The sequence below is a fragment of the Pseudoalteromonas atlantica genome (assembly GCA_007988745.1).
Lineage (GTDB): Bacteria > Pseudomonadota > Gammaproteobacteria > Enterobacterales > Alteromonadaceae > Pseudoalteromonas > Pseudoalteromonas atlantica.
Genome location: BJUT01000114.1, coordinates 1 through 1,765, shown reverse-complemented (window position 1 = coordinate 1,765; position 1,765 = coordinate 1). Strand labels below are relative to the sequence as shown.

At 36.1% G+C, this 1,765-nt stretch carries 2 protein-coding genes; both read left to right on the top strand.

Annotated elements, in window-relative coordinates:
* Positions 1-1,100, top strand: a 1,100-nt coding sequence (locus PAT01_RS19915) for an HNH endonuclease (protein WP_318299782.1), incomplete at its 5' end; no start/stop codon positions are given.
* Positions 1,097-1,582 (top strand): hypothetical protein, encoded by a 486-nt coding sequence (locus PAT01_RS19910; protein ID WP_138576579.1) that lies wholly within the window; start codon positions 1,097-1,099, stop codon positions 1,580-1,582. The genes PAT01_RS19915 and PAT01_RS19910, both read left to right, overlap by 4 nt.
* Positions 1,583-1,765: the final 183 nt, after the last annotated feature.

Sequence of the window (1,765 nt, the reverse complement as noted above, 5' to 3'; positions counted from 1 at the left end):
AGCGTTTTATAAACCAAGATCCAATCGGTTTGGTAGGTGGCATAAACCACTATCAATATGCGCCTAATCCAGTTAATTGGGTGGATCCGTTTGGGTTAATGTGTAAGGAGGGTGAAGCCTCACTGAAACAGGCGTTAAACAACTGTACTCAATCAGGAGTAATTAGCCCTGAACTTTCAGATAAACTATACTTAGCTGCTCAGGATGGTAATTTAACACCTAAAGAAATTAAACATGGATTAGCTGCTTTAGCAGTAGCTAAGGTTGCTCCTGTTCAGCCGATAGTTAATCAAACGACGACTAACGTAGTACGAATAGCAACTCAAACAGCTGCTAATGATGCTTCATTTGTTGCTGAAAGATCATTGTTAGCGACAGTTGCACCTTGGTTAGCAAAGGCCGTAGGTACAGTATCCTTGCTAGCATATAGCTCATCAACGGGTGGAGCTTTAGAGGAACTGCCTGCGCCTGATGGAACTACCTACTCCAAATATAGCGATGAGGTTTATTATAAAGCAGTTGGAGTAGATGGTGATGAGTGGAGTACTACTGATCCTCAGCAAGATATACAATTTAGAATGTGGAAAGCTACTGGTGGAGAAGGAACACTCCAAGATTGGCTATCGCAAGGAATGCCAGATAAAAGTCTTAAAAAGAAAAAGTTTAAACGTTCCGAAATAACACAAGAAACACACCCCCACTTATTCCATAATGGAAGGCTTAAACGAGGATCAAAATATGCTATCACTGGTGAGTCACATGAAGTGACAGGAGTCAAATTTGATGCAGATGCCCAGCCTATTTTTGATTCAATGTATGATGCTAAGTTGCCTCAGAATATGGTCGGACCAGAAACTAGTGATGATAAGCAGTTTAGAGAAGCAACTAAACAATTAAAGAATGAATTAAAAGGCAATCCTTTACTTAGAGATAACTTTACAGAAGAACAGTTGACTGAAATTGATACTGAATCACCTAAAATAAGTGATTATACTTGGCATCATCATGGTGAAGATACATTACAGTTGGTTGACGAGGATATTCATGCTAAAACAGGTCATCATGGCGGTAGAGCTGAAACTGGAGGTAGAAAAAAATGAATGCTTTTTTAGAGACAAATCAATGTAGTGTTTTTTGTAAGTTGGATAATTACGATGTGGTTGCTAATTACTTAGACAGTACTGTTAGTGATGTTGTAAGTTTAGAGAAATTGGATAATGATTCCAGTTTAGGTGAAAGATACAGAATTACTCACTCACAAGAATATATAGATTTTTATGTTTTAATTAGAAAGCAGGGGGGAGATAAAGTCTCCAAATCTATTATAGGTGCTTATAATTTTTTTAGGAGAATAGAAACAGATGCAATCTCCAATAAAGAGTTTATACAGCAACATTTATCAGAGAGTAATTCTTCAATTAGTATCAAATCATCTACCGAATACTCTGATTTTAGTTATAAATTTATTTTAAAATTTGTTAGTGAATTAGAAGGGCTTATCTTTAACGGAACGGGTATGCTCGATGAATTTGGGGCTCTAGTTTTAGGTGATGATGGAGCATATTCCGTTTTATATGAATAGAATAACAACGCACTTTAATAGCAGAATAAATAATAACAACCCACTTTAAATAGTAGGTGTCGATTTACTACTAACACATTGTAATTAAAAATAAACAAGACACCCATCCTAAATTTTGCTCTTTAAGTAGTGACTACTGTTTAATTATTGTGAAAAATTAGCAGGGTGTTTTATGGCATTCGC